This window comes from Streptosporangium sp. NPDC049376 (assembly GCF_044466505.1).
Classification (GTDB): domain Bacteria; phylum Actinomycetota; class Actinomycetes; order Streptosporangiales; family Streptosporangiaceae; genus Streptosporangium.
On sequence record NZ_JBITMT010000002.1, the window covers coordinates 743,720 to 765,915 of the forward strand.

The window sequence follows — 22,196 nt, forward strand, 5'->3', positions numbered from 1 at the left end:
GCTCAGACCTTCGCCAGCTCGCCAAGCTGCCGGGTGGTGAGCTGCGCGGCCACCGGCCCCGGCTCGCGGAGACGGTTGATCCGGTCGCGGAACCCCTTGCGCCTGCGGGCCCAGCGCCGCTTCGCCGCGACGCTCGCGCACGCGTCCACGTGGGACCTGCCCGCCACGGGCGCGCCGCTCAGCTCGTAGCCGTTGGCCGTCAGCCGCTCACCGAGCACGGTCTCGCAGAGCGAGATCTCCCACGGTTCGAGCCTGTTGCGCCACGACCCGGTCCTGGCGGTCGTCACGTCGCCGTGGGTGTTGCTGTGCCAGACCTTGTGCTGCGGGATGGCCAGCCTGCCCACGTGGTACGGCTCGCTCATCGCCGGGTCGTACTCCTCGCCCAGGAAGTCGCAGAGCTTGCTCAGCTCGGTCTCCGGGTAGGCCGTCAGGTCCTCGTAGCGCAGCTCGTAGTAGGTGTCCGCGGGCAGGTTCCTGGCGTGCCTGCGGCCGTAGTCGATGGCCTCGGCCCAGTTGGTCACCGCGTGGAAGACGTCCTTGGTGTACCAGGGCATCTCCTTCAGCGAGGCGACGCAGTCGCGGCCGTCCCTGATCAGGTGGACGAACTGCGCGTCGGGGAACAGCCTCAGCAGCAGGTCCACGTGGTGGAAGTAGCTGGGCCGCTTGTCGCCCCAGCGGGACTTGCCGTACTGCTCGGCGTAGGAGCGGAAGGCGATGCCCAGCGCGGAGCCCAGCGTCGGCGGCCCCATGACGATGTCCTCGACCAGCTTGTCCCCGTCGAGCCTGAGCTCCTTGAACTTGGTGTCCTTGTCGCCGACGATCCACCGGGCCAGCCTGCGCCGGTTGACCTGCTCACGCAGGTTCCCGAAGGCCAGCCTGCGGTAGTAGCCGGGCACGACGAAACGGGTCTCCGGCGGCACCGCGATGCGCGGGTGGGAGTGCAGCATGAGCTGCAGCATGGTGGTGCCGGAACGCGGACATCCGATCACGAAGATCGGTCGATCGGACTGCATGACAACGAACCCCCGAAAAAGATGATCAAACAGGTACGCGCTGCGTGTTCTCCGGGCGCGGGACGAAAGGCGTCGACCGGGTGAACCGCCACATTCGGTAGATCAGCACGATCTCGTTCAGCAGCAGCAGCGATCCCGCGACGGCCGCGACGGGTATGAGCACCGCGGGCCCGGCCGGCGCGCTGAGCAACGGGCCGACCACGAAGACCGCGGCGTGGAACTCGATTCCGCTGATCAGGTGGGTGCGCACCCGGTGCCTGATGAGAAGACGGCCGATCCTGCGCCGCAGGCTCGGCGGCTTCGGTGGCCGGTAGGCGGCGGCACGGTCCTTCTGCGGCTGTTCCGCCCGGTTCTCCCTGACCGCCTCACGCACCCGCCTCATCTGCGGAGCGTTCACATATCTGAACAGGTCGAGCACCGCGACCCCGGCGCCGAGCAGGACGAACGAGACGTCCCCCGACGCGGCGTACTGACCGAACGCCAGGCCCGTGGCACAACAGACCACCCTGATGCGGTCGCCCACGTAGTCGAGCCAGAGCCCGAACGGGGTCCCCGTCCCCTTGAGACGGGCGATCTTCCCGTCCATACAGTCGACCATGAAACTCACGTAGAACAGCGCGGCCCCCGCCACGACCTGTCCCAACGCGAAACAGACCGCCGACCCCAGCCCGAGGAGCAGCGACAGCCGGGTGAGCCCGTTCGGCGTGACGTCTGTGCGGTTGGCGACGGCGAGCGTGAGCCTGCACGCCACCGGGTCGACCAGGAAGACAGTCCACCAGGAGTCTTTTCGTTTCCGGGTCGCGTGCACATCGTTCAACGAATAGGCCCTCATGCCTACCAGGATGACCACCTGGAGCGACCGGAGAGTCACACTCTGACGCCAAGAGAGGATCTCCATACTGGTTCTTGACCGGCCGTGGCATACCGTGCCGCCTCCACCCAACCGGTCACGACCCCGGCGGTACGGAAACCAGAGCTATCCGCTTTTCACAGGACATCGTGACACATGCCCCTCAATGGCGTTGACAGGCCTCGATAGGCTGTTTGCTTCCCAGAAGTCACTCGACCCGGAAGCTCACCCTCATGAAGTCTCCCGTCCGACTGCTCCTGGCCGCCGCGTGCACCGCGGCCCTGCTGTCCTCGCCCACCGCGGCATGGAGCGCGAACAAACCCAAAGCGGAAAAGGCACCCCCGGTGGACTGCGCGAAGGTCAAGTGCATCGCGCTGACGTTCGACGACGGCCCCGGCAAGTACGCCGACAAGCTGCTCGACACCCTCAAGAAGACCAACTCCAAGGCCACCTTCTTCCTTGAGGGCCAGTACGCGAAGTCCCGCAAGGCCTTCGCCAAGCGGATGGCCGTCGAGGGCCACGAACTCGGCAACCACAGCTACACCCACCCCCACCTGCGCGAGCTGAGCGAGGAGAAGATCCGCGAGGAGCTGACCCGGACCCAGGACATCGTCAAGCAGGCCACCGGCAAGGCCCCCACCCTGCTGCGCCCGCCGTACGGCGAGCTGGACGAGAGGGTCCGGGCGATCGCCGCGGAGATGCGCCTGCCGATCGTGCTGTGGAACGGCGGTTCCCGCGACTGGGCGACCAAGAACGAGAAGGCCATCTACGACGAGGTGCTCAAGAACGCCAAGCGTGACGGGGTCATCCTCATGCACGACTGGGTCGAGCAGACCGTCAAGGTGATGCCCAAGCTGATCGCGGCCCTGCAGAAGCAGGGCTACCACGTCGTCTCGGTCTCCTCGCTGCGCGGCGCTCAGGACCTCAAGGCCGGCGACATCTACCCGGTCGGCTCGGAGAAGGACGACGACCTGGCCTCCGAGACGCCCGACTCCCCCGGCCCCGAGGCGGCCTCCCCCGACGACGGCATGTGAGCCAGTCTCCGGCCGAAGCGCTGCATCGGTAGCTCGACGTAGCGGTAGGTCAGCCAGCTCAGCCCGACCACGACGGCGACACAGGCCGCCGAGACCGACAGCTGCACCGCCTGCGGCATGGCCCGTACGTCGCCGAGAACGGCGGGGACGAGCTTCAGCAGCGGGTGGTGCAGCAGGTAGAGCGAGTAGCTGATCAGCCCGAGCCAGACGACGGGCCGTGGCAGGCGGCGTCCGCGCAGGGCCATGGCCCCGGCGAACGTCGCCCCCGCCAGCACGAGCGTGGTGATCCACACGTCGGGCTGGACCCACCACCAGCCCGCCTGGATCGACCACACCGGGGCGAGCGCGACGAGCACGGCCGCGGCGGCCACCGGGAGCGGCCCGCCCACGCCCTGCTCCCAGCGGCGGATCGCGGTCCCGGTGAACATCACCGCCAGGATCGTCGCCCCCAGCCACGGGACGAACCCCGAAAAGAGCGTCAGCACGACGGCCATCACGCCGAGCACGCAGGCGGCGGCCGTACGGAACCGGCCGCCGACCACGCACACCATGCCCACGCAGAACAGCACCCCGGCGACGTAGGCGGGCCAGGGCCCCCCGAGCAGCGGCGCGGACAGCACCAGCCCCGCCCCGACCCCCATGACGCCGAAGAGAACGGCGAAGAGCCCGCTCCTGAGATGCAGGCCCCACACGAACAGCGCGGTCACCAGCAGGTAGAAGACCATCTCGTAGGAGAGCGTCCACATGGTGTCGGCCAGGCCGCCCATGTGCAGGACGTCCTGCAGCATCGTGACGTGCCCCGCCACGGCCGACAGGTCGCGCGGCACCTGCTCACGGACCGGGATCCAGAACCCCATGGCCAGGACGAGCCCGACGACCAGCAGGTAGATCGGGTAGAGCCGGAACGCCCTGCTGATCCAGAAGGCCCGCACGTCCCCCCGCCCCTCCAGGGAGACCGGGATGATGTAGCCGCTGACCAGGAAGAACACCAGGACGCCGTACATCCCGAGGTTGAACCAGTAGGGCCGCAGCGCCGGCATGAACCACGGCAGCAGGTGTTCGAGCAGCACCGCGACCGCGCCGACACCGCGAAGCGCGTCCAGCCACGCCAGCCGCTTGCCGGTCGTGGGCAGCGGAGACGTCGGAGGGAGGGCCGGGGGAGACATTCGCCCCAAGTTACCCCCTCATTCCCTCTGAAACAGGACCGATCCCCGTCGGGGTCCTCCATCCACAGGACACTCCCAGGTTGACCGATAGGGAGCGTCAGAAGTACCGGTCGATGACGGATTCCCCGTTCCGTGCCGCTCCGTAACGTTGTGACCTGCGAGAACGAGGCACGCGAACGACGAGGAGAGACCGACATGACCGACGCAGCCAAGCTGGTCGAGCGCTACCTGGCCATCTGGAACACCACCGACGCCGCCGGACGGCGCGCGGAGATCGACGCCGTCTGGACCGAGGACGCCCGCTACGTGGACCCCCTGGTCGACGTCACCGGGCGTGACGCGATCGACGCGACCATCGCCGCCGTCCAGCGGCAGTTCCCCGGCCTGGTCTTCACCCCGGGCGGCGACGTCGACGCCCACCACGACCTGGCCCGCTTCACCTGGAGGCTCGGCCCCGAGGGCGGCGAGGCGATCGTGGTCGGCTTCGACGTCGCGACGCTGACCGAGGACGGCCGGATCAGGACCGTGCACGGCTTCCTCGACCAGGTCCCCGCCTGACCGCTTCCGGCCCCTCCCTGGACGGCCCCCGCGGTGCCGTCCCGGGCCCGTTCCCGAACCCCCGGGAAACTTCCGGGAAAGCTCCCGGAAAGCCTTCACAGAATCCGAAGAACCCTGGAAAGGCCCCCGACATGACCACCACCGCCACCACCACCCCTCTCCTGCGCCTGGCCCTGAGGCTCGACGCCGTCGTCACCGGCGCCAACGGCCTGGCCCACCTGCTGCTCTCGGGCCCCGTCAACGACCTGCTCGGCCTGGCCGTACCCCTCCAGCGTGGCGTCGGCGTCTTCCTCCTGGTGTACGGCGTCGCGGTCTGGCTGCTGACCGTGCCCAGGGTCGTCAACCGGGGCGCCGCGGCCGCGGTCGTCGCCCTGAACGTCGTGTGGGCCGTGGTGAGCGTCGCCGAACTGGCGCTCGGCGGGCTGGGCACGACGACCCTCGGGGCCGTCTGGGTGGTCGCCCAGGCCCTCGTCGTCGGTGGCTTCGCCGCCCTGCAGTACGTCGCCCTCCGCCGCGAGCGGTGAGGGCCGAAGGAAACGGCACGGCCCCGGAGAGGTTCTCTCCGGGGCCGTGCCGTCGTGTCCTACTCCCACTCGATGGTGCCCGGGGGCTTGCTCGTCACGTCGAGGACGACCCGGTTGACCTCGCGGACCTCGTTGGTGATCCGGGTGGAGATGCGGGCCAGCACGTCGTAGGGAAGGCGGGACCAGTCGGCCGTCATGGCGTCCTCGCTGGAGACCGGGCGCAGCACGATCGGGTGACCGTAGGTGCGGCCGTCGCCCTGGACGCCGACCGAGCGGACGTCGGCGAGCAGCACGACCGGGCACTGCCAGATGTCCCGGTCGAGGCCGGCCCTGGACAGCTCCTCACGGGCGATGACGTCGGCCTCGCGCAGGATCTCCAGGCGCTCGCGGGTGACCGCGCCGACGATGCGGATGCCCAGGCCGGGGCCGGGGAACGGCTGGCGCCAGACCATCGCGGACGGCAGCCCGAGCTCCTCGCCCGCGCGGCGGACCTCGTCCTTGAACAGCGCGCGCAGCGGCTCGACCAGCGTGAACCGCAGGTCGTCCGGCAGGCCGCCCACGTTGTGGTGCGACTTGATGTTGGCGGTGCCGGTGCCGCCGCCGGACTCGACCACGTCGGGGTAGAGGGTGCCCTGGACGAGGAACTCGACCGGCCCGTCGGCGAGGATGGCGCGCTGCTCGTCCTCGAACACCCGGATGAACTCGCGCCCGATGATCTTGCGCTTCTCCTCGGGGTCGGTCACGCCGTCGAGGGCCTTCAGGAAGCGCTCCTGGGCGTCGACAACCCTGAGCTTGACCCCGGTCACATCGACGAAGTCGCGCTCGACCTGCTCGGCCTCGCCCTGACGCAGCAGGCCGTGGTCGACGAAGACGCAGGTCAGCCGGTCGCCGATGGCCCGCTGCACCATCGCCGCCGCCACCGCGGAGTCGACGCCGCCGGACAGGCCGCAGATCGCGCGGCCCTCGGGGCCGATCTGGGCGCGGATGGCCTCCACGGCGTCCTCGACGATGTTGAGCATCGTCCACGCGGGGCGGCAGCCCGCCGCGTCGAGGAAGTGCTTCAGCACGGCCTGACCGTGGTCGCTGTGCAGGACCTCGGGGTGGAACTGCACGCCGTACAGGCCGCGGCCGGGGTTCTCGAAGGCGGCGACCGGGGTCTCGGCCGTCGTGGCGGTGACCAGGAAGCCCTCGGGGGCGGCGGCGACGCTGTCACCGTGGGACATCCAGACCGACTGGGCGACGGGCAGCCCGGCGAAGAGCACGCCCTCGCTGACCACGTCGAGCCGCGTCCCGCCGTACTCGGCGACACCGGTCTTGGCCACCTGGCCGCCGAGCGCCTGGGCCATGGCCTGGAAGCCGTAGCAGATGCCGAAGGTGGGAACCCCGGTCTCGAACAGGCCCACGGGGGCGGCCGGGGCGCCCTCGGCGTAGACCGAGGAGGGACCTCCGGACAGGATGATGGCCTTGGGATTCTTGGCCATCATCTCCTCGACCGGCATCGTCGAGGGGACGATCTCGGAGTAGACGTGGCATTCACGCACTCGCCGCGCGATCAGCTGCGCGTACTGCGCGCCGAAGTCGACGACGAGGACCGTGTCGAACTCAGACACAAGACCCCCAAAGAAAACACAGCGGTCCTGTCAGTCTATCGGCGCCCGTCCGCACGCTTACTCACGAGCCGTTCCCCTCGGACGTGCCTGGACAGACGCCTAGGTTGCCGCCCAGGTAGTTGACTAGGCAACAACCCAGGCGGCAACTAGGCGGACGGCTGGGCGAGGGCGTCACCGAGGAGGCCGAGGGGCGGGGAGCCGAGGTCGAGCATCGCGGTGTGGAAGCGCTTGAGGGTGAACCCCGCGCCCCACTCCGCCCTGGCCCGTGAACGCAGGTCGAGGATCTCCAGCTTGCCCCACGTGTAACGGCCGTAGGTCGGGTCGAAGGTGGCCCTGGCCGCCTCGGAGAGCGCGGCGGGCCCCGCGAGGTGGGTGTCGGCCTCGAAGCGCCTGGCCCCCTCCTGGACGGTCATCGCGCCGCTGTGGACGCCGATCGCGCAGGCCAGCCGGGTCACCCTGATCAGCGCCTCAAGCCAGACGCCGATCTCGAAACGCGGGTCCTCGGGGGCGAAGCCCTCCTCGACGCACAGCTCCTCCGCGTAGTGCGCCCAGCCCTCCGCGAACGCCAGCGACATGAGCGTACGGCGCACCGGCGAGGGGGCGCGCCGCAGGGCACGAGCGTGGGAGAAGTGCCCGGGGGCGACCTCGTGCACATTGATCGCGGGAAGCGTGGTGGCGCTGAAGACCTCAAGCCACTCCTCGATGTCGCGTTCCGGCCACGACGGGTCGGGCGGGGTGACGTGGTACCACGAGGGGGCCTCGGGTTCACCGGGCGCCGCCCAGCTCATCATCGCCATCGCCCATCTGCGCGACTCCGGCGCGATCCCGACCAGGCACTCGCCGTCGTGGTAGGGCACCAGGTCCTTCTCCCTGGTGAAGGCGATGGCCCGCTCGGTGCCGACCCTGGCGGCCTCGATCACGCCGTCGATCCCGGGGTGGTCCTTGACCAGTTCGCGGGCGACGTCGAGCGGGGGCCTGCCGCCCTGCCCGAGGCGCTCGCAGGACTCGGCCAGCCTGGCCAGCAGCCGGTCGCGCTCGGCGTCGGCCCGTACGGCCAGCGCGCCGAGATCGACCGGGAGGCCGTCGCCCGTCCCCATCAGCCAGGCCAGCCCCGCCGCGCCGAGGGAGGCGTCGGGGTCGCCGGAGCGGCTGGCCTCCTCCACGTGCTCGACGAAGCGGGCGTGGGCCTTGAGCGCGGCCTCACGCACGGAGGCGTCGGCGTCGGCGGGCACCCCGGCGGCCAGGCCGCGCGCGGCGCCGAGCAGCGCGGTCGCGACGGGGGCGCTGAGCCGGTCGAGGGAGGCGATCGCGTGCTCGACGGCCTCGGGCCACCGGGCGAGGTGGGCGTTGCGCGCGGCGGCCCGTTCCGCCTCGGGGGCGTACTCGCGGTCGTAGGTCGCCAGGTCGAGGTTCGCCAGGTGCGGGAGCGGACTGCTCCGGTGCAGCTCCAGCTCGCCGTACCTGACCCGGGCGTCCTCCTCGAAGATCCGCAGGTGCGCCGCGTCGTGGGGGTCGGCGGGCGGCTCTCCCCTGCCGAGCGCGGCCAGTCCCGCGCGCACCCCCTCGGGGGAGAGGTCCTGGATCCGGCCGTCGTACTCGTGTCTGCCCGCCATCTCCCGGATCTCCGGGAGGGACAGGTCGCACACCGCGCGCAGGCGGCTGTCGAGTTCGGTCATGGCTTCGACGCTATATCAGACGATCAGGGCAGATCCCCTGTTTCCTCCCGGCGCATTTGGCAGGAAAACCGTGATTTTTGGCGCTTTATCCACTCGTGGAAGAACACCGGAGAAAAGTAGTTTGATGAACATCAAACCGTAATCGGCCAAGGAAAGAGGCTCCATGCGCAAGCTCTTCCTCACCGTGCTGGCCGTTCTCGCCGGCCTCACGCTCCTGTCCGTCCCCTCAACGGCCCAGGCCGCCCAGTCCAGCAAGGCGCTGGTCAGCTGCCCCGGCAGCAAGGCCGAGACCGGCGACGGCATCACCATCAGGGTCTACTACGTGGTCTACGGCAGTAACTGCCAGGTCAACCACGTGCAGGCCTGGAGCGCCGCCGGCTCCAAGTACGGGCACTTCAACCTCTTCGGCCCCTACGGCTGGTCGGACAACAGCCCCACCAAGAGCTGGGGCTGGGGCGAGCCGTACAACTCCTACCCCTGGGTGATCGCCTGGCCGGACCACCTGTGGTGCGCGAAGTTCTACAACGAGAACAACCAGCCCATCACGGACAACATCTGCGTCACCATCTGACGGACTCCCCGCGCCGCCGTCGTCTCACCGGCACGGCGGCGCGGTGATCCGTCCCCGTCTCACCCCGGCTCGGCGATCCGGTCGAGCAGCGCGTGCAACGTCTTGTCGTCGGTGGCCGGGGCCATCACACTGGCCCGCAGGTGACGGACCCCGCCGATCTCGGCGGAGGTCAGATGGAAGGCGCCGTCGGCCGTCAGCGACTCCCGGATCGCCGCCTGGTCGCCGGTGCCGTACCGGAAACAGACGATGTTGCTCTCCGGCTCGTACGGCAGCGCGAACCCGGGCCGTTCCCGGGCCAGTTCCCACAGGCGGCGCGCGGTGGCGTACCGCCCCGCGACGTACTCGCCCAGGCCCCGCTCCCCCCGCCAGGCCAGGTTGAGGAAGATCTTCAGACCGAGCTCGGCCTTGCTGCACTCGACGGTCCTGCCGATCGAGTCGAAGCCCTGGTCACCGTAGAACAGGTAGCTCGCCCGCTGCCTGAAGGCCGCGTCCAGGGCGCCTCCCCTCTTGACCAGCACGGCCGCCGCGAGACTTGAGGTACGCAGCATCTTGTGCGCGTCCCAGGTGAGCGAGTCGGCCAGTTCGACCCCGTCGAGCAGGTGCCGGTACCCCTCGGACAGCAGCGCCGAGGCCCCGTGGGCGCCGTCCACGTGGAACCACAGGCCGTTGGCCGCGCAGAACTCCCCGATCGGCCGCAGGTCGTCGTACAGACCGGTCCCGGTCGCGCAGGCCGCCGCGACCAGCGCCATCGGCCGCCGCCCCGCCCGCCGTACCCGGTCGAGGGCCTCCGGCAGCCGCGCCACGTCGATCCGGCCGAGGGGGTCGGTGTCCAGCGGCACGACGGCCCGCTCACCCAGTCCGAGGATCGCCGCGGCCCTGGTGAGCGAGTAGTGCGCCGACTCGGGGGCCAGCAGCGCCAGATCACCGGGAACCCCGTCCTCCCACGCCTCGGGCACGGCCGCCGCCCGCGCGGCCAGCAGGGCGGTGAGGTTGGCCAGCGACCCCCCGTGGGTGAGCACGCCCCCGCCCGCCGGGCCGTACCCGGCCTTGTCCAGCATCCAGCGCACGACCTCGAACTCGACGGTCGCCGCCGCCGCGCCCATCTCGTAGACCGCCATCGGGTTGTTGGCGGCGCCGTGCACGAGGTCGGCGAGCGCGGCGGGGAAGTCGGGCGCGGCGATCTGGTGCCCCAGGTGGCCGGGATGGTGGAACCTGGTCCCCTCGTCGAGGTAGACCGCCAGGAACTCGGCGTACGTCTCCGGCGTCATCCCGCCCTCGCGTATCCACCGCGCCAGCCCGAGCCGCTCGGCCAGTTCCCCCCGCGGACGCCGCCCGACGACCGGGGACAACCCCCGCTGACTGCCGTCCACGTAGGCCGCCAACCGCTCGACGGTCACACCCGCGGCGCCCACGAACTCCTCAACGTTCCAGATCACACCGGGGATACTGAAGGATTTCCCCGCGAATCTCCACTTCGGGGTACGGCTCCCGCCGACATCCCCGAGGGCCGTGGTCAGATCGTGCTGAGCGCGTTCGCCGGGGAGCCGGGTCAGACGAGCAGCCGATCGCGAACACTCCGCGCGAAAAGCTTCACTCCCGCCCGCTCCAGGGCATCGACGATGTCCAGCACGGTCATGGGCGGACGCCGCTTTCCCTCGGCCATTCGCCGCAGAACCTCTGTCACCTCACGAGGACTCCGGTTCGGCAACGAACACAGATAAGTGTCGGGATCGGCGACGGCCACTCCGTACCGGGCGAGGAAAGCCTCCGGAAAGTCCGCGAGATTCCAGGTCACCAGGACACGAACACGGCCTGCGACGGCAGCGGCCATATGGTGGCAGTCATCCGGGTCGGGACCTTCCATCCGATCGAGCAGGTGTTTGTAGTCGTCCTCCGGAATCCGGCCATCGGCGAAGAATTCTTGGATCGCCGCGCTGATACGCGTCGCCGCAGGGGCCGAGCGCTGCCGCTCGCGCACGATGACCCGCTCCCACTCCGCCGGCAGGTGATCGCTCCGAACCAGGGTGTGCACCGCGTCCTCGGTCAGGGCGAGCATCAGGTCCATCAGCGAGAACGGGAACAGCACGTTGGTGTCGACGAAGACACGGGCCATCGGCCAGTCTCCAGGGAGGTCAGTAGGGCAGGTCCGCCTCTTCGGCGAGTTCCATGATCCTGCGTCGCCCCTCCGCCCGCCGTTCACGCCGGGCCTGGAACTCCAGGACATCCGTGAGGCGGATCAGACGATGACGACTGCCGGGCAGGTGCTGGAAGGGGATCTCCCCCTCGTCGAGCAGACGTGCGACGAAGGGGCGCGACAACCCGAGCACCCGGGCGGCCTCACTCGGGGTCAGCCTGGCCTCCATCGGAAGCGCGAGAACGGCGTTGCCCTTGGCGAGATCGTGCGCCGCGGCCAACACGAGGGCGAGAAGCGACTCGGGCAGCACGACGTCGCGGCTGTCCGGGCCGCGCAACACCAGCTGCACATGCTCGGCGACGTCCCCGAGCCGGGCCAGCAGCTCACGATCATCGTTGTCGGCTTCGACACGGACGGCATTGGCGAGAACTCCGGCGCGAGCCATGAGCACCTCCTGCAGGCTATCTGCAATAAGTGTAATCGGCGGCGTCCCCAGAGAGGTGAACTCCGGCCAGGCCCTGCCGGCGCCCCTACGATCGGGGGCGTGCGAATCGATCTGTTCACGATCGTGGTGGACGACTACGACCCGGCCATCGAGTTCTTCGTCGGGGTGCTCGGGTTCGAGCTGGCCGAGGACTCGCCATCCCTGACGAACGACGGCCGCAGGAAGCGGTGGGTCGTCGTCCGCCCGCCGGGCGCGGAGACGGGCGTCCTCCTCGCCCGCGCGGACGGAGACCACCAGGCGACGGCCGTCGGGAACCAGGTGGCGGGACGGGTGGGCTTCTTCCTGCGGGTCGACGACTTCGACGCCGCCTACCGGCGGATGACGGCCGCCGGTGTCGAGTTCGTCACCGCACCGCGCGCTGAGCCGTACGGCCGGTTCGCCGTCTTCCTCGACATCGCGGGCAACCGCTGGGACCTGCTCGGCCCCAGACCCTAGAAGGGCCCGGGACCGGCAGGCCCGTCCGGGCGGCCGAAACGTCGGCTCCGGACCCTAGGAGCAGGTGCTCCGGGGCGGGGAGCAGTGCCCGACCTCGGGATAGCGGGCGGAGGGCCCGTCCAGCAGGGGTCGTGACCTGCCACGCAGGTGCCGGTCGAGGAAGGCCAGGACGTAGTCCCGGGTGATCCTCATGGAGCGGTCACCCGACAGCTCGCCCTCGTGCGGGACGCCGAGCTGGTCGGCCAGCGAGATGAGGTCGGTGAAGGAGGAGTGCTGGGCCCCGGCCACGGTGAGCCAGCGCTTCCAGCCGGTCATGAGCCCCCAGTCGCGGTCCCACGCCGGGCTCCCGCCTCCCGGGGTGTGTTCCGGCGAGGCCAGGAACATGAACGGCCGCGCGATCCCCTCCGGCGGGATCGGGGCGTAGGTGGTGCCGTCCATGTCGATCCCGGCCTTCACCCGGCCGTCCTTCAGCATCGCCGCCAGGGAGCTCGCGCCGCCCAGTGAGTGACCCGCCATCGCGATCCTGCCGGGGTCGATCAGGGAGGCACCCGCCCACTTCGGACGGGGACCGGTCAGCTCGTCGAGCACGAAGGAGACGTCGGCCGCCCGTACGGCCACGGCCTTCTCCCCGAAGCCCTTCTCGTGGTCGACCTCGCACGCGACACAGGTGGCGAGCCGCCCGTCGGGGAAGCTCGTGCCCCGGCTCTCGTAGGTGTGGTCGATCCCGGCCACCACGTATCCCCGGCTCGCCAGCTCCTCGGCCAGGCCCGTGAGGGTCTTGCGTGACCTGATGAAGCCCGGGGAGAGCACCACCAGCGGTGACCCGTGCCTACGCCCCACCGGCCGGGCCCCGAGGACGGCGCTGGTCCGCGTCTCGGCGAGGACACCGGGCGGCAGGTCGGTGAGCCCCTCCCCCTTGAGCAGCGCCTCCGACTCCTGCGGCGTCATGTACGGCGCCCGCCGTCCGTGCCTCGGCGCCGCCGGGTACCACAGGGAGACCATCAGCTCCCTGACCTTCACGGACGGAACCCACGGGTCGGGCCGGGAGGTGTCCCTCAGGTAGAGGGAGACGGTGCCGACCGGATGCGGCCCGGTCGGCGCGGGCAGCCGCGCCACCGTGACCGGAACGTCCCCGGTTCCGGTCACGGCGGGCTCCGGAGTCGTGCCGGGGCCGGAAGCCTTGGAGTTCTCGGACGCCGGATCGCCGGAACCTGAGGGCGCCGGGGTGGCGCTCGATCCGGTGCCGGAACCCGGTGCGGCGGCCGCCGGAGGAGCGCCGTCACCGAGGGTGGCGGGCGCCGGAGCGCCGCCGGAGGCGGAGGCCGGGGTCAGCGGGACGAGAAGGGCCAGCAGGCCGGCGGCGACGGCCAGGCCACCCCGTACGGCCCGCCCTCCCGTCCCCGGTGCCCGCCCTAAGGTGCCGTACCGCCTGGGTTCGTTGTCCATGTGATGTCCGTCCTTCCCCGTCGGGACGGCCGCCCTGTCAGGACGGCCGGATGACGGAAAGGTAGGCGCCACCGGTTCCCCCGCGCGTCGGCCATCACACCGATATTGGATACGCCCAGAAAACGACCGATTTCCCCCGTCGTCCGCGCGGTGTACTTCGCGGGAAGGTAAGCCTGGTCTTCCGGCGGATGTGGGCCGACTACGAGCCGATCCCCAGGGAGACCAGGAGGCGCCACACGTCGGTGGACGGATCGCGCCGGAGCATCTGGCATTCCACCGCGTGTCCGGAGCGGGCCGCCCACTCCTGGGAGGACACCGTTTTCCCGACCACCCCACCGGCCGGGACGGTCTCCGCACGGCCCGGCTCACAGGCCCCATGAGCGCAGGAGGACACAAGACTCCTGGCATGCGCCACCGCCCTGCTCTCCCGATCTCTCAGAGCCTCGCGCCGAGCGCCTCTGACGCTCTTGTCGCCCTTCTTGTCGTACTCCTTGAAGGCGTCCGCGCCTCTGGCCTGCGTAGCTTCTCGACCACGAGTTTGCTGCTGCCGCTCTGAGCTCCTCCGAAAGCCTGGAAGTGCAGTAACAGCCAAAGGTCGAACGAGGGGTGCGAAAGCGCCAGCTCGACCCTGCCCCTGGCCGCGGCCTCGGCCGCCTGCGGGATGTCCTTCCACTGGTCGCGATCGAAAAGTGCCCATGCCTCGTCCTCACCGGCGGCCTGGCGCGCGGCCTCGACGATTCCCGAAGGCGTCCTGCCGCTCCTGCGGGAGACCGGTTGGATCCGGAAAGGCCGTCTTCCCCGGCCGTCCCCATCCCCAAACCGTTCGTTGAGGTAGTCCAGATAGTCGGGTTCCGTGGCCTCGCCCTCGCAGGCCACGTACAGTATCCGCACCTCACGCGAGAACGGGCCCGGCCTGCGCGTCAGCGGACGTTCTTCCAGCCCACCGCGCCTTCTTCGCCCTGCACGTCCCTGCTCACGGTCGGTTCGCCCGTTCACGCCGTGGCCTCCGTTTCCTCCCAGGAGAGTTCGCGGGCGATCCGTCCCGCCGTAACTCGTGGCACACCGCCGTAACGGCCCCGCAGGTAGCCGCGCTCCAGGCTCTCCTCCTTGCGTGGTTTGGCGTCCGTCAACGGGTAGAGCTCCGTTTCCCCTGAGCTCTGTTTGACCGTGATCCAGACCTGGTCACGACTGAGCGGGCGGTCGAGCACCGCGCTTCCCAGAAGGGTCGCGTCGTGCGTGGTGAAGATCAGCTGTGCTCCACGCGGGTTGGACACGGGATCCTGGAACACCCGCACGACCTCGGCCGCCAGCGTGGGATGCAGGCTCGAATCCAGTTCGTCCACCAGCAAGACCGATCCCTCCTCCAACACGGTGAGCATGGGGCCCAGGAAGGCGAACCACGCGTGGGTGCCCAAGGACTCCTCCGTGTCGAAGTCCAGCTGTGTCTCCCCGCCGTCGGCCGTACGGTGCCACAGCCTGATCTCTCCGGTTCTCTGGTCGAGATCGAAACGGCTGACTCCCAGGTCAGCCGCCTGCAGCAGTCGTGTGATCCGCTGGTGGCGGCTCCGCGCCCGGTCCGAACGCGCCAGAAGCCGCCTGGTCCAGGCCACCCGGTCGCCAAGATCTCTTTCCGGTGTCACCGACCACGTGTCGAAGAACCATCTGTGCACCTGTGACAACTGGGGATCGTTGAGCGTCGCGCCGACGGACAGGAACAGGGCGTTCGGCCGGGTCAGCTTGATGAAGGCCTCTCGTTCTCCTCTGAAGCCCTCCCCCTTGAAGACGAACTCCCCGCCCTCGGACTCGGGCCGGTCCGCCTCCCGGTCGAACCAGACGTTACGTCGGCCGTGGGGATAGGCGTGCAGCCACTCCGCCTCCACCCGCTCGTCCGAAAGCTCGAAGCCGTAGGTGTAGCGGACGGGGTCGTGTCCCAGGACGAGATCCACCTCGAACAGGGTCGTCTCCCGACGAGACGTCCGGCCGAGTTTGAAGGGCTGGCGGGGCACCACCCCCGGTGTTTTGGCCCAGTCGGCGAAAGAGCCTCGTACCGCGTCGCGCATGAACCGGAATCCGCTGAGCAGGTTCGACTTTCCCGACGCGTTGGCACCGAAGATTCCCACAACGGGTTGCACGGAGACATCCCGGCCTCGGTGTCTGAGCCCGGTGCCGCGTGCCGTCCCCTCGTCGAACTCGGTCGCGATCAGGGACAGCTCGTGCTCTTCGTGAATGGACCGGTGGTTGGCCAACCGGAAGCGGATCAGCACTGCGGACCTCCCACATCAGACAGGCCACCTGCCATCTCGCGCGGGGAACCTGCGTGAAACACATTATGACCCACCAACTTCTCTGGCCAGCAAGAAAACCGGCTGAGTACGGTACGGGATTCAGACGTCCCGGAAAACGACCGGTTTCCCCCGTCGTCCGCGCGGTGTACTTCCCGGGAAGGTAAGCCTGGTCTTCCCGGCGGATGTGGGGGCCGGGTGGTGGAGGTCACAATGGGCGGGTGGTGGCAGAAGGACGACGATCATGGAAACGGTACGCGCTTGAGGTACTGCGACCGGCGGGAGAACCCGTCACACCGTCACGTCGGTCGATCGTCGTCGACGTGCTGCTGGCGGTCGCGCTGACCGCCCTCGCGGTGATCGCGGCGGTGAACCTCCCCGGTGGGAACCGTGACGACCACGGCGGCCCGCAGCCCCTGGTCGGGGTTCTGCGGCTGCGTCCCGACGGGCTGGGCAGCGGCACCCTGACCGTCATGCCACCCACCAGCGAGATCTACGACGAGGACGCCTGGTCCTGGGACTACGAGCCGCCGGTGGTCCTGGTGGTGCTGACGGCGCTGCCGCTGGCGTTGCGGCGCCGCTTTCCGCTGGCCGTCTTCTGGACGGTGCTGACCGCCGCGCTGGTCACCTACGCGGGGGCGACCTGGATCACCGTGCTGGCCTGCGCCGTCGCGGCCTACAGCGCCGTCGCGCACAGCCGTAACCGGGTGGCCGCGGTGGCCGGTCTGCTGCTGGCCGCCGTACTGGCCGGGGCCGCCTTCGAGGGCGTCGCCCCACGGTTGCCCGGCTGGTTCGGCCCCTCGGTCCTGCTGCTGGGGGCCGGGATCGTCGCGAGCCTCGTCCATGTCTGGCGGCAGCGGCTCAGGGCGAGCAGACGCAGGATCGAGGAGCTGCGCCAGGCCCAGGAGGAGACCACCCGCAGGGCCGTCGAGGCCGAACGCGCCCGCATCGCCGGAGAACTCCACGACGTCGTGACCCACAATGTGAGCGTGATGGTGATCCAGGCCGGTGCCGCGCGCAAGGTGATGGCGGCCGATCCCGGAATGTCCCGGGAGGCCATGCTCGCGATCGAGGCGAGCGGCAGGACCGCCCTGGCCGAGCTGCGGCACGTCATGGGCCTGCTCGCGGGGCCCGCCGGGGGACGCTACGCCGACCCCGGTGAGGGTCTCGAACCACAGCCGGGCCTCGACCGGCTGGACACCCTGGTCGAACGGGTCCGCGCCGCGGGGACGCCGGTGGACGTCACGCTGTCGTCGCCTCCCGGGCCGCTGCCCCCCGGGATCGACCTGGCCGCCTACCGCGTCGTCCAGGAGGCCCTGACCAACACGATCAAGCACGCCTCCGGCGCGGCGGCGTCCGTCGTGATCGGCCACGACGGCGACTGGCTGAGGATCGAGGTCACCGACACCGGAGCCGCACGTCCGGCCCTCTCCAGGACCGGCGACGGCCGGGGGCTGATCGGCCTGCGTGAACGGCTGGCCCTGTACGGCGGAAGCCTGGAGGCGGGCCCTCGGGGCCGTGGCTACCGTCTCGTCGCCCGCCTGCCCAGGACGACCTCGTGAACCGCCCCCCCGAGTGGGCCGTCGACCGGCCGCCGCGTGTCGTCATCGCCGACGACCAGGCTCTGGTCCGCACCGGTTTCCGGATGATCCTCACCGCCGACGGCGCCGAGGTCGTCGGCGAGGCCGCCGACGGGGCCGAGGCGATCGAGGCCGTACGGCGGACCAGCCCCGACGTGGTGCTCATGGACATCCGGATGCCGCAGATGGACGGCCTTGAGGCCACCCGGCGGCTCATGGCCGAGGAGTCCCAGGAGACCCGGGTGATCATCCTGACGACCTACGACCTCGACCACTACGTCTACGCGGCCCTCGCCGCGGGGGCCAGCGGCTTCCTGCTCAAGGACGTCACCCCGGAGCACCTGGTCGCGGCCGTACGGCTGGTGCGCACCGGGGACGCCCTGCTCGCGCCGTCCATCACCCGCCGCCTGGTCGAGCGTTTCGCCCGCCGGGAGGAGGCGGGGGCCGACACCCCGCACCGTGACCTGTCCGAGCTGACGCCACGGGAGCTTGAGGTGCTGCGCCTGCTCGCCACCGGGCTGAGCAACGCCGAACTCGCCGAACGGCTCACCCTCAGCACGACGACGGTCAAGACGCACGTCGCGCGCATCCTGTCCAAGCTGGGGCTGCGTGACCGGGTCCAGGCCGTCGTGCTGGCCTACGAGACCGGCCTGATCTCCCCCGGCGGCCACGCCTGACCTCCGGCCCGGGGAGGGGTACGCAGGGACGAGCCTTCGAGGGTACGGCGGCGCGAGCCGGGGAAGGGCGCCGCCGTACCGGCTCCGGTCCGGCCCCGCGACGACGGCGGGGCCGGACCAGGTCACGCGGCGTGCCGGTGGATGGTGATGATCGTCTGGGTGCCCTCCCCGTCCACGACGTCGAAGACCCGTGGCGTTTCCGGCGAGACGGTGTCGGCCAGGATCCGCCTCGGGTGTTCGATGCCGTGGCGGAGCACGACCGGGTAACGCGGATCGCGTCCTCCGACGCCCACGGAGAAGATGTCGTCCTTGTCGTCGTACTCGATGTAGGCCAGGGGGAGCTTCTCCGCCTGGTAGAGGTCACCGGCCGAGGCGTCCAGCACCTCGATGGTCACGTCCGAGCCCTCGTACTGTCTCGTCAGGCCGTCCAAGAACGGGCGCCACTCCTCGCGCGGCACCTCGGGTCGTTCCTGAGCCATCTGCCAGCCCCTCTCGTCGGAAACGACAACCGCCTCTGTCCATGCTCGTCGGCTCCCGGCCGCGCCACATCCCACGAACGGACGGGTCTACTCCTCGCCCGGGGGTGAGGGCATGGGGAGGTAGACCTTGCCGCCCTCCTTGCGGAACTCCTCGGCCTTGGCCCGCATCCCCGCCTCGATGGCCTCGGTGTCGGTCAGGCCGTTGCGTTCGGCGTAGGCCCGCACGTCCTGGGTGATCCGCATGGAGCAGAAGTGCGGACCGCACATGGAGCAGAAGTGCGCGGTCTTCGCCGGGGCGGCGGGCATGGTCTCGTCGTGGAAGGAGCGGGCGGTCTCCGGGTCGAGGGAGAGGTTGAACTGGTCCTCCCACCGGAACTCGAAACGGGCCTGTGACAGCGCGTCGTCCCAGGCCTGCGCCCCGGGGTGGCCCTTGGCCAGGTCCGCGGCGTGGGCCGCGATCTTGTAGGCGATCACCCCGGCCTTGACGTCGTCACGGTCCGGCAGGCCCAGGTGCTCCTTCGGGGTGACGTAGCACAGCATCGCCGTGCCGTACCAGCCGATCATCGCCGCGCCGATGGCCGAGGTGATGTGGTCGTAGCCCGGCGCGATGTCCGTGGTCAGCGGCCCCAGCGTGTAGAAGGGGGCCTCCGAGCACAGCTCCATCTGCAGGTCGACGTTCTCCTTGATCTTGTGCATGGGCACGTGGCCCGGCCCCTCGATCATGACCTGGCAGTCGTGTTCCCAGGCGACGTGGGTCAGCTCCCCCAGGGTGCGCAGCTCGGCGAACTGCGCCTCGTCGTTGGCGTCGTAGATCGAGCCGGGCCGCAGCCCGTCGCCGAGGGAGAAGGTCACGTCGTAGGCGGCGAGGATCTCGCACAGCTCCGCGAAGTTGGTGTAGATGAAGTTCTCCGCGTGGTGGGCCAGGCACCAGGCCGCCAGGATCGAGCCGCCTCGGGAGACGATGCCCGTCTTGCGGTTGGCGGTCAGCGGCACGTAGGCCAGCCGTACCCCCGCGTGCACGGTCATGTAGTCGACGCCCTGCTCGCACTGCTCGATCACCGTCTCGCGGAAGACCTCCCACGACAGGGCCTCCGGTCTGCCGCCGACCTTCTCCAGCGCCTGGTAGATCGGCACCGTGCCGACCGGCACCGGGGAGTTGCGCAGGATCCACTCTCGGGTCTCGTGGATCCGTTTCCCGGTGGACAGGTCCATGATCGTGTCGGCCCCCCAGCGGGTGGCCCAGCGCATCTTCTCCACCTCCTCCTCGATCGAGGAGGAGACGGCCGAGTTGCCGATGTTGGCGTTGACCTTCACCAGGAAGTTCCGGCCGATGATCATCGGCTCGCTCTCCGGGTGATTGACGTTCACCGGCAGTACGGCCCGGCCTCTGGCGATCTCGTCGCGGACGAACTCCGCGGCCACGCCCTCGCGCAGCGCGACGAACTCCATCTCCGGTGTGATCTCCCCGCGTCTGGCGCGGGCCAGCTGCGTGTGCCGTACCGGCTTGGGCAGCGTTCCGCCGCAGGACTCCGTCCCGCCGCAGGCGAGCGTCTCCCCGGTCCGCCGCCAGGACGACCTGAGCGGCGGCAGGCCCTTGGCCGGGTCGGCGTCGTACTCCGGATCGGTGTACGGACCCGAGGTGTCGTACAGGACGACGGACGACCCGTCGGTCAGCGGCACCTCGCGCATCGGCACGCGGATGTCCGGCCGCGAACCGGTGAGGTAGATCTTCCTTGCGTTCTGGACATTCTGGGCAGCCTTCTGGACATTCTTGGCAGGTGGCACCATAGGACAACTTCTCCCTACGCCGGCATTACCCGGTCAGGTTCAGCGGTCGGCAGCGGCGGTAGCTGCCCTCTCAGCCCGGTTGCCCCGAGCTCCCGCGTTGGCATACGTGCCGAACTGAGATGATCTCAGTTCGCGCCCCAATGATGCCCCATTCACCCCTTTGGGGCCACCTTCTGGCCTCTTGTGGCTATTTTTAGCGACACGGGTACGGGCCGCCTTGGGTACGGCGTGCGGGTGAGGCCCCTGACCGGATCGGTCCGCAGGCCGACCAGGTGATGCCTTCAGCCCGGACCCCCGCGTCGCCAGGCTGGGGGCATGACCGGCGCTCTCATCGTCATCGACGTCCAGAACTCCTTCCTCCAGCTCCCCGACTGGGGGTACACCTCACGACCCGACATCGTCCCCCAGGTCAACCGCCTCGCCATGGCCGCCAGGGCCGCCGGGGACACGGTCGTGTGGGTCCTCGGCTCACGCCCGGGATCGGGCTCCGTCTTCGACCCGGCCCGAGGATTCGTCCGTCTGATGGACGGCGTCGAGCCCCTTCCCGGGGAGCCGGTCCTCACCAAGACCGCGCACAACGCCTTCACCACCACCAACCTCCAGCAGTACCTCACCCAGCGCGGCATCAGGAAGCTGACCATCTGCGGAATCCGCACCGAGCAGTGCTGCGAGACCACCACCCGCATAGCCTCCGACCTGGGCTTCGAGGTCGACTTCGCCATCGACGCCACCGCGACCACACCGATCCCGCACCGCACCGCCCCGGACGACCTGTCCTTCGCCGAACTCGTACGGCACCCGCGCACACTCGGCGTCGACGAGATCATCGCCCGCACCGAATACGCTCTGTCGGGCCGTTTCGCCACCATCAGAACCGTGGACCAGCTCACCGGAAACTAGGAGGTGCCGGTCATGCCGAGGGTCGTCTTCCTGCTCATCCCGCGGGTGCACCTCCTCGACGTGGCCGGGCCCGCCCAGGTCTTCTCCACCGCCGACGACCTCGGGCACCCGTACACGCTCACCTACGTCGCCGAGGACGAAGAGGTCGCCACCGTCCAGGGGCTGCCCCTGCGGGCGGAGACCGGCTGGCCGGCCCTGACGCCCGACGATCTGGTCATCGTGCCGGGCTGGCGCGGCCCGACCCGCCCCGCGAGTCAGAAAACCCTGCGCCACCTGCGCGAACACCACGCTTCCGGCGGTACGGTCGCCAGCGTGTGCGCGGGCGCCGACGCGCTGGGCCGCGCCGGGCTGCTCGACGGCCGCCGCTGCACGACCCACCACGCCGTCCAGGACGAACTCGCCCGCCTCCACCCCCGGGCGACGGTCGTCAGGGACGCGCTGTACGTCGAGGACGACCGGATCGTCACCTCGGCGGGCGTGGCCAGCGGAACCGACATGGCACTGCACCTGGTGACCACCCGGCACGGGCCGTACGTCGCGGGGCAGGTGGCCCGCGCCATGCTCGTCCACACCCACCGCGACGGTACGGCGGAGCAGGTCAGCCCGCTGTTGCGCCGTCGCTCGCACGTGGACGAGACGGTCCACCGCGTCCAGGACCTGATCGAGGTCCGGTTCACCGAACGGCTGCCGCTGAGCCTGCTGGCCGAGGCCGCCGGATGCAGCGAACGGACCGTGACCCGGCTGTTCAGCAGGGCGACCGGGCTCACCCCCCTGGCCTACCAGACCGCCCTGCGCCTGGAACGCGCCGAACACCTCCTCGGTCGCGGCGCGACCGTCGAGACCGCCGCCCGCGCCGTGGGCTTCGCCGACGCCCGCATGCTCCGCAGGCTACGCGCCCGTACGACGCCCTCGGCGGGCCGCCGAAGCGTGGGGTTCCGCCGCTGATCCCGTCCCGGCGTACATACCCA

At 70.1% G+C, this 22,196-nt stretch carries 23 protein-coding genes and 1 riboswitch; of the genes, 9 read left to right on the forward strand and 14 right to left on the reverse strand.

What is annotated here, in order from left to right:
- Positions 1 to 2 precede the first annotated feature (2 nt).
- Together ACIBVQ_RS08775 and ACIBVQ_RS08780 are read right to left on the reverse strand one after the other, a co-directional pair.
- Positions 3 to 1,013 carry a sulfotransferase gene (locus ACIBVQ_RS08775; RefSeq protein ID WP_352010112.1) on the reverse strand — a complete coding sequence of 337 codons (1,011 nt, stop codon included), beginning with the start codon at positions 1,011 to 1,013 and terminating at the stop codon, positions 3 to 5.
- A gap of 25 nt (positions 1,014 to 1,038) precedes the next feature.
- Positions 1,039 to 1,845, reverse strand: coding sequence for a CDP-alcohol phosphatidyltransferase family protein (locus ACIBVQ_RS08780; protein WP_399176503.1), 807 nt, complete (start codon positions 1,843 to 1,845; stop codon positions 1,039 to 1,041).
- 251 nt (positions 1,846 to 2,096) lie between these two features.
- Here ACIBVQ_RS08780 and ACIBVQ_RS08785 point away from each other — a divergent pair, with 251 nt between their 5' ends.
- Entirely contained in the window at positions 2,097 to 2,897 is an 801-nt protein-coding gene (locus tag ACIBVQ_RS08785; protein WP_386193781.1) for a polysaccharide deacetylase family protein, read from the forward strand.
- Here the strand turns inward: ACIBVQ_RS08785 and ACIBVQ_RS08790 are convergent.
- A complete protein-coding gene (locus tag ACIBVQ_RS08790) occupies positions 2,804 to 4,063 on the reverse strand; it encodes an acyltransferase family protein (protein ID WP_399176505.1) in 1,260 nt (419 codons plus the stop codon). The genes ACIBVQ_RS08785 and ACIBVQ_RS08790 overlap by 94 nt on opposite strands.
- A 195-nt stretch (positions 4,064 to 4,258) precedes the next feature.
- Here ACIBVQ_RS08790 and ACIBVQ_RS08795 point away from each other — a divergent pair, with 195 nt between their 5' ends.
- Positions 4,259 to 4,621: a nuclear transport factor 2 family protein gene (locus ACIBVQ_RS08795; RefSeq protein ID WP_399176507.1), complete on the forward strand. Its 363-nt coding sequence runs from the start codon at positions 4,259 to 4,261 to the stop codon at positions 4,619 to 4,621.
- Between the two features lie 131 nt (positions 4,622 to 4,752).
- On the forward strand, positions 4,753 to 5,145 hold the full coding sequence (locus tag ACIBVQ_RS08800) for a hypothetical protein (RefSeq protein ID WP_399176510.1): 393 nt from the start codon (positions 4,753 to 4,755) through the stop codon (positions 5,143 to 5,145).
- A 59-nt stretch (positions 5,146 to 5,204) separates the two neighbouring features.
- On the opposite strand, the gene guaA is transcribed toward ACIBVQ_RS08800, so the two are convergent.
- The 3 genes from guaA to ACIBVQ_RS08815 form a co-directional block, all read right to left on the reverse strand.
- Entirely contained in the window at positions 5,205 to 6,755 is a 1,551-nt protein-coding gene (gene guaA / locus ACIBVQ_RS08805) for a glutamine-hydrolyzing GMP synthase (protein WP_352010118.1), read from the reverse strand.
- Between the two features lie 146 nt (positions 6,756 to 6,901).
- Complete coding sequence (locus ACIBVQ_RS08810) at positions 6,902 to 8,431, reverse strand: DUF885 family protein (protein WP_399176512.1); 1,530 nt, start codon at positions 8,429 to 8,431, stop codon at positions 6,902 to 6,904.
- A gap of 15 nt (positions 8,432 to 8,446) precedes the next feature.
- Positions 8,447 to 8,596 carry a hypothetical protein gene (locus ACIBVQ_RS08815; protein WP_362916176.1) on the reverse strand — a complete coding sequence of 50 codons (150 nt, stop codon included), beginning with the start codon at positions 8,594 to 8,596 and terminating at the stop codon, positions 8,447 to 8,449.
- On the opposite strand from ACIBVQ_RS08815, the gene ACIBVQ_RS08820 reads away from it, so the two are divergent.
- The gene (locus ACIBVQ_RS08820) at positions 8,595 to 9,002 is read left to right on the forward strand and encodes a hypothetical protein (RefSeq protein ID WP_352010120.1); all 408 of its coding nucleotides are present in this window, start codon (positions 8,595 to 8,597) and stop codon (positions 9,000 to 9,002) included. The two genes, ACIBVQ_RS08815 and ACIBVQ_RS08820, sit on opposite strands and share 2 nt — an antisense overlap.
- Positions 9,003 to 9,061: 59 nt before the next feature.
- Here ACIBVQ_RS08820 and ACIBVQ_RS08825 read toward each other — a convergent pair whose 3' ends face one another.
- The 3 genes from ACIBVQ_RS08825 to ACIBVQ_RS08835 form a co-directional block, all read right to left on the reverse strand.
- Complete coding sequence (locus ACIBVQ_RS08825) at positions 9,062 to 10,438, reverse strand: pyridoxal phosphate-dependent decarboxylase family protein (protein WP_386193792.1); 1,377 nt, start codon at positions 10,436 to 10,438, stop codon at positions 9,062 to 9,064.
- A 113-nt stretch (positions 10,439 to 10,551) separates the two neighbouring features.
- On the reverse strand, positions 10,552 to 11,115 hold the full coding sequence (locus tag ACIBVQ_RS08830; RefSeq protein WP_386193795.1) for a PIN domain-containing protein: 564 nt from the start codon (positions 11,113 to 11,115) through the stop codon (positions 10,552 to 10,554).
- Positions 11,116 to 11,134: 19 nt separating this feature from the next.
- Entirely contained in the window at positions 11,135 to 11,581 is a 447-nt protein-coding gene (locus ACIBVQ_RS08835) for an excisionase family DNA-binding protein (RefSeq protein ID WP_399176515.1), read from the reverse strand.
- A gap of 99 nt (positions 11,582 to 11,680) precedes the next feature.
- Here ACIBVQ_RS08835 and ACIBVQ_RS08840 point away from each other — a divergent pair, with 99 nt between their 5' ends.
- Entirely contained in the window at positions 11,681 to 12,076 is a 396-nt protein-coding gene (locus ACIBVQ_RS08840; protein ID WP_362772947.1) for a VOC family protein, read from the forward strand.
- 54 nt (positions 12,077 to 12,130) lie between these two features.
- Here ACIBVQ_RS08840 and ACIBVQ_RS08845 read toward each other — a convergent pair whose 3' ends face one another.
- From ACIBVQ_RS08845 to ACIBVQ_RS08855, 3 genes are all read right to left on the reverse strand, one after another.
- Complete coding sequence (locus ACIBVQ_RS08845) at positions 12,131 to 13,522, reverse strand: alpha/beta hydrolase family protein (protein WP_399176517.1); 1,392 nt, start codon at positions 13,520 to 13,522, stop codon at positions 12,131 to 12,133.
- Positions 13,523 to 13,957: 435 nt separating this feature from the next.
- A complete protein-coding gene (locus ACIBVQ_RS08850; RefSeq protein WP_399176519.1) occupies positions 13,958 to 14,413 on the reverse strand; it encodes an RloB family protein in 456 nt (151 codons plus the stop codon).
- 101 nt (positions 14,414 to 14,514) lie between these two features.
- Complete coding sequence (locus ACIBVQ_RS08855) at positions 14,515 to 15,786, reverse strand: ATP/GTP-binding protein (RefSeq protein WP_399176521.1); 1,272 nt, start codon at positions 15,784 to 15,786, stop codon at positions 14,515 to 14,517.
- A gap of 341 nt (positions 15,787 to 16,127) precedes the next feature.
- Here ACIBVQ_RS08855 and ACIBVQ_RS08860 point away from each other — a divergent pair, with 341 nt between their 5' ends.
- Positions 16,128 to 17,366 (forward strand): histidine kinase, encoded by a 1,239-nt coding sequence (locus ACIBVQ_RS08860; protein WP_362916190.1) that lies wholly within the window; start codon positions 16,128 to 16,130, stop codon positions 17,364 to 17,366.
- Positions 17,363 to 18,061: a response regulator gene (locus ACIBVQ_RS08865; RefSeq protein ID WP_399176523.1), complete on the forward strand. Its 699-nt coding sequence runs from the start codon at positions 17,363 to 17,365 to the stop codon at positions 18,059 to 18,061. Before ACIBVQ_RS08860 ends, ACIBVQ_RS08865 begins: the two co-directional genes overlap by 4 nt.
- A 122-nt stretch (positions 18,062 to 18,183) precedes the next feature.
- On the opposite strand, the gene ACIBVQ_RS08870 is transcribed toward ACIBVQ_RS08865, so the two are convergent.
- Together ACIBVQ_RS08870 and thiC are read right to left on the reverse strand one after the other, a co-directional pair.
- Positions 18,184 to 18,540, reverse strand: a complete 357-nt coding sequence (locus ACIBVQ_RS08870) for a DUF5335 family protein (RefSeq protein ID WP_352010128.1) — start codon at positions 18,538 to 18,540, stop codon at positions 18,184 to 18,186.
- An 87-nt stretch (positions 18,541 to 18,627) separates the two neighbouring features.
- Positions 18,628 to 20,328 (reverse strand): phosphomethylpyrimidine synthase ThiC, encoded by a 1,701-nt coding sequence (gene thiC, locus ACIBVQ_RS08875; protein WP_399176525.1) that lies wholly within the window; start codon positions 20,326 to 20,328, stop codon positions 18,628 to 18,630.
- A riboswitch (TPP riboswitch) is annotated at positions 20,323 to 20,434 on the reverse strand. (Overlaps the previous gene by 6 nt.)
- Positions 20,435 to 20,643: 209 nt before the next feature.
- Between thiC and ACIBVQ_RS08880 the strand changes: the two genes are divergently transcribed.
- On the forward strand, positions 20,644 to 21,228 hold the full coding sequence (locus ACIBVQ_RS08880) for a cysteine hydrolase family protein (RefSeq protein WP_386193807.1): 585 nt from the start codon (positions 20,644 to 20,646) through the stop codon (positions 21,226 to 21,228).
- Positions 21,229 to 21,240: 12 nt separating this feature from the next.
- The gene (locus ACIBVQ_RS08885; RefSeq protein ID WP_399176527.1) at positions 21,241 to 22,173 is read left to right on the forward strand and encodes a GlxA family transcriptional regulator; all 933 of its coding nucleotides are present in this window, start codon (positions 21,241 to 21,243) and stop codon (positions 22,171 to 22,173) included.
- Positions 22,174 to 22,196: the final 23 nt, after the last annotated feature.

Excerpts from the sequence above, each read along its gene's own strand:
- ACIBVQ_RS08775 (WP_352010112.1), bottom strand. The coding sequence starts at position 1,013 with ATGCAGTCCGATCGACCGATCTTCGTGATCGGATGTCCGCGTTCCGGC.
- ACIBVQ_RS08780 (WP_399176503.1), bottom strand. The coding sequence starts at position 1,845 with ATGAGGGCCTATTCGTTGAACGATGTGCACGCGACCCGGAAACGAAAA.
- ACIBVQ_RS08785 (WP_386193781.1), top strand. The coding sequence starts at position 2,097 with ATGAAGTCTCCCGTCCGACTGCTCCTGGCCGCCGCGTGCACCGCGGCC.
- ACIBVQ_RS08790 (WP_399176505.1), bottom strand. The coding sequence starts at position 4,063 with ATGTCTCCCCCGGCCCTCCCTCCGACGTCTCCGCTGCCCACGACCGGC.
- ACIBVQ_RS08795 (WP_399176507.1), top strand. The coding sequence starts at position 4,259 with ATGACCGACGCAGCCAAGCTGGTCGAGCGCTACCTGGCCATCTGGAAC.
- ACIBVQ_RS08800 (WP_399176510.1), top strand. The coding sequence starts at position 4,753 with ATGACCACCACCGCCACCACCACCCCTCTCCTGCGCCTGGCCCTGAGG.
- ACIBVQ_RS08810 (WP_399176512.1), bottom strand. The coding sequence starts at position 8,431 with ATGACCGAACTCGACAGCCGCCTGCGCGCGGTGTGCGACCTGTCCCTC.
- ACIBVQ_RS08820 (WP_352010120.1), top strand. The coding sequence starts at position 8,595 with ATGCGCAAGCTCTTCCTCACCGTGCTGGCCGTTCTCGCCGGCCTCACG.
- ACIBVQ_RS08815 (WP_362916176.1), bottom strand. The coding sequence starts at position 8,596 with ATGGAGCCTCTTTCCTTGGCCGATTACGGTTTGATGTTCATCAAACTA.
- ACIBVQ_RS08830 (WP_386193795.1), bottom strand. The coding sequence starts at position 11,115 with ATGGCCCGTGTCTTCGTCGACACCAACGTGCTGTTCCCGTTCTCGCTG.
- ACIBVQ_RS08835 (WP_399176515.1), bottom strand. The coding sequence starts at position 11,581 with ATGGCTCGCGCCGGAGTTCTCGCCAATGCCGTCCGTGTCGAAGCCGAC.
- ACIBVQ_RS08845 (WP_399176517.1), bottom strand. The coding sequence starts at position 13,522 with ATGGACAACGAACCCAGGCGGTACGGCACCTTAGGGCGGGCACCGGGG.
- ACIBVQ_RS08870 (WP_352010128.1), bottom strand. The coding sequence starts at position 18,540 with ATGGCTCAGGAACGACCCGAGGTGCCGCGCGAGGAGTGGCGCCCGTTC.
- thiC (WP_399176525.1), bottom strand. The coding sequence starts at position 20,328 with ATGGTGCCACCTGCCAAGAATGTCCAGAAGGCTGCCCAGAATGTCCAG.
- ACIBVQ_RS08880 (WP_386193807.1), top strand. The coding sequence starts at position 20,644 with ATGACCGGCGCTCTCATCGTCATCGACGTCCAGAACTCCTTCCTCCAG.
- ACIBVQ_RS08885 (WP_399176527.1), top strand. The coding sequence starts at position 21,241 with ATGCCGAGGGTCGTCTTCCTGCTCATCCCGCGGGTGCACCTCCTCGAC.